Here is a 2,381-nt window from a genome sequence, read left to right on the forward strand (position 1 = left end):
GTGAACCCCGCTACGCTCACAGGCGACGAGGCTCAGCAGGAGGGCAAGGACCGGGAGAACCTGCAGTGTGCGTTGTGGCATCGCGTCCTCCCTACCAGCTGTCACGGCAGCGTATCGGCTGCCCGGATACTCGATAGATGACCTCGACATACCCGTGCGACTGAGGCTGCGAGAGGTCATTGCCGTCGAGGTGCGCCGCGCTCCCACCAGTCGATCGACAGTTCGTCCTGGAACGGAAAAGTGCTCGGCTCGTTGGACCCAAGGTTGCAGAATTTCCACAACTCTTTCGCCGCTCGCGAGTACTGATAGAGGACCTGGTCGACAGCGAAAGCGTCGAGTTGGCCGGCGCGGAACTCGTCAACAGCCTGACCTACACGGCCAACCAGCTTGGCCAGCTCGACCTGGTGATAGGCGGCCATCTTCTCCCGGGCGGCGCGCCGCTCCGCATTGGTGGCCACGACTCCGAGGCTACCCCGGCACGGCTCGTCCACCGGACCCAAGCGACCGATCCAGACCCTGACACCCCTCGCGGCAAATCCGGTCGTTTCCATGCCGGCTTGACGACGTTATCTTTCTTCGAGACGTCTGAGGTGTCGAGCCAGCGAGAATGGTGCCCATGACACACGTCGCAGAGCTCGGGGGTCAGACCGTGCGCGTTGGCGGACAGCCGCGGCGCGTCCTCCTACAACGCCTTCGAGAGTGTGGCGTGCGACTCAACGCCCACGCCGAGACACTGCTTGAGCACCCAGTGTTCGATGATCCACGGAGTGAGGATCTGCGGTTCGTCGAGCGGACCGCGCAGCAACTTGGATTGCCGGCCGGCGGTACCCAGTCGCAGGTCTTCGAGGCGACACGGAAGCACGGCTTCCAGCTCTGCCCGGTCATCAGCGGCCCGTTCCTACGGCTGGCCACCATGCATCAGCTAAACGCACCCGATTCCGTCTTGTCCGGGGGTCGAGCACCGACCGGGGCCATCCACGTCGCCGCGAAACCGCTCAGTGACGACGAGCTGTACCCAAAGGGCTTCTATCTGCGCGTCGTCGATCACGATGTCTGGCTGAGGGGGTACCGGTGTGACGACACCTACGAGTGGGACCCGCAGCAGCGGCTGGCCCTCGTCGAACCCTAGGACCGACCTGCGGCATGAGCGCGCATGGCCCACAGGGACCGGGCCGCGCGCGTGGCAGGCTGGTGCAATGCCCGTCGACCCTGGCCTCTACTTCCAGCTGACGACAGACGAGCTTCGCGAAGTGACCCGCTTCGCTCTAGCCTCGGCAGAGGAGGCCGTCGCACTGTTGGACGCGCCGGTAGATCCCCGGATCATGGCTGCGATCGAGGCGGCGAAACTGTTCGCCGCAGGCGATCCACGGTCCAAACTGCAGCGAGTGGCTGCTGTCGAGGCCCAGCGTGCAGCGAAGGAGATGCATGCCACCGTCGCGTCACACGCTGCGTCGGCCGCCGGCGACGCGGCAGCGTCCGCGTATCTGCACCCCTTCGCGAAGGGCGACCAAGTGGCACACATTCTGCGCAGCAGCGCGCACGCAGCCCTGGCAGCGGAAGCGGCAGCCGGTGATCCAGCGGCAGCAGGCACTGCCTTGACCAGAGCCCGTACCCGCGCCACGCCCACCCTCCTGGCCGTCCTGAATCGCTATCCCGCTTTTCCACGCGGCCGAAGTCGGGTCAAGCAACTCGTGAGCGACCTCGACCTGGCACTTCGCGAGCAATAGGTGGTCCCCGACTCATAGCTGGGCGGTCGCGCATCACGCCGACAGCGGCATGACCGCGGATGTCGCCGGTCGGCGCCGCCGTGGGAGTCACGGCGAGGACCGTGTCGGTCTGACTGGTCGTTGCCGCGCTGTCAGGTCAGACGCTCGGGGCATTCAAGTGGACCAGGGTGGAGGCGTCATAGAGGGAGTTCGGAGGCGCATCACCGGTCACAGTTCCTGCCGGCGCTCTGGGCGACGGCGAGTACAGTCCCGTACAACAGTCCGAGGACGCAAGTATCTGGGGGGCCTCGCCAGTGCTGGCGGCGACGCACCGAGGAGGCAGGAGGGTCGGATGTGATGCGAGGCATCAACTGGAAGGCCGCGGCGGTGTTCTTCTTCTTTGCCGCCGTCCTCTATGCCGCGAGCATGCTCATGTTCGGGGAACCGCTCCTGCTGTCGATCCTGGGAGGGGTGGTCTGGGCGGCCTTCTTCGTTCCCGCCATGTTGTGGCTCGGCATGAAGATGAATCAGCGCATGATGGCCCGCCGTCCAGGTGCCGCAGGTTCGAGAGTTCACGAGCCAGGACACGACGGGGACGAGGTCAAGTCCCGGGTAGTGGTGTAGCGCTGTGCTCCTTCGACAGGGGTTGTCAGGCGGTCAGCGCGGGTAGGGCAT

Annotated in this window: 4 protein-coding genes; 3 read left to right on the top strand and 1 reads right to left on the bottom strand. The window is 65.6% G+C overall.

Annotated features, from left to right (window positions below):
- Positions 1 to 176: 176 nt before the first annotated feature.
- Positions 177 to 458 carry a hypothetical protein gene (locus Q0967_RS17220; protein WP_298753177.1) on the bottom strand — a complete coding sequence of 94 codons (282 nt, stop codon included), beginning with the start codon at positions 456 to 458 and terminating at the stop codon, positions 177 to 179.
- Between the two features lie 158 nt (positions 459 to 616).
- Here Q0967_RS17220 and Q0967_RS17225 point away from each other — a divergent pair, with 158 nt between their 5' ends.
- From Q0967_RS17225 to Q0967_RS17235, 3 genes are all read left to right on the top strand, one after another.
- The gene (locus Q0967_RS17225; RefSeq protein ID WP_299451284.1) at positions 617 to 1,129 is read left to right on the top strand and encodes a hypothetical protein; all 513 of its coding nucleotides are present in this window, start codon (positions 617 to 619) and stop codon (positions 1,127 to 1,129) included.
- Positions 1,130 to 1,196: 67 nt separating this feature from the next.
- A complete protein-coding gene (locus Q0967_RS17230; RefSeq protein ID WP_298753171.1) occupies positions 1,197 to 1,727 on the top strand; it encodes a putative immunity protein in 531 nt (176 codons plus the stop codon).
- A 336-nt stretch (positions 1,728 to 2,063) separates the two neighbouring features.
- Positions 2,064 to 2,330, top strand: coding sequence for a hypothetical protein (locus tag Q0967_RS17235; RefSeq protein ID WP_298753169.1), 267 nt, complete (start codon positions 2,064 to 2,066; stop codon positions 2,328 to 2,330).
- Positions 2,331 to 2,381 lie beyond the last annotated feature (51 nt).

Source organism: uncultured Serinicoccus sp., assembly GCF_947500995.1.
Taxonomy (GTDB): domain Bacteria; phylum Actinomycetota; class Actinomycetes; order Actinomycetales; family Dermatophilaceae; genus Ornithinicoccus.

What these genes read in the sequence shown, in the direction of transcription:
- Q0967_RS17225 (WP_299451284.1), top strand. Translation starts at nt 617, where the DNA reads ATGACACACGTCGCAGAGCTCGGGGGTCAGACCGTGCGCGTTGGCGGA.
- Q0967_RS17230 (WP_298753171.1), top strand. Translation starts at nt 1,197, where the DNA reads ATGCCCGTCGACCCTGGCCTCTACTTCCAGCTGACGACAGACGAGCTT.
- Q0967_RS17235 (WP_298753169.1), top strand. Translation starts at nt 2,064, where the DNA reads ATGCGAGGCATCAACTGGAAGGCCGCGGCGGTGTTCTTCTTCTTTGCC.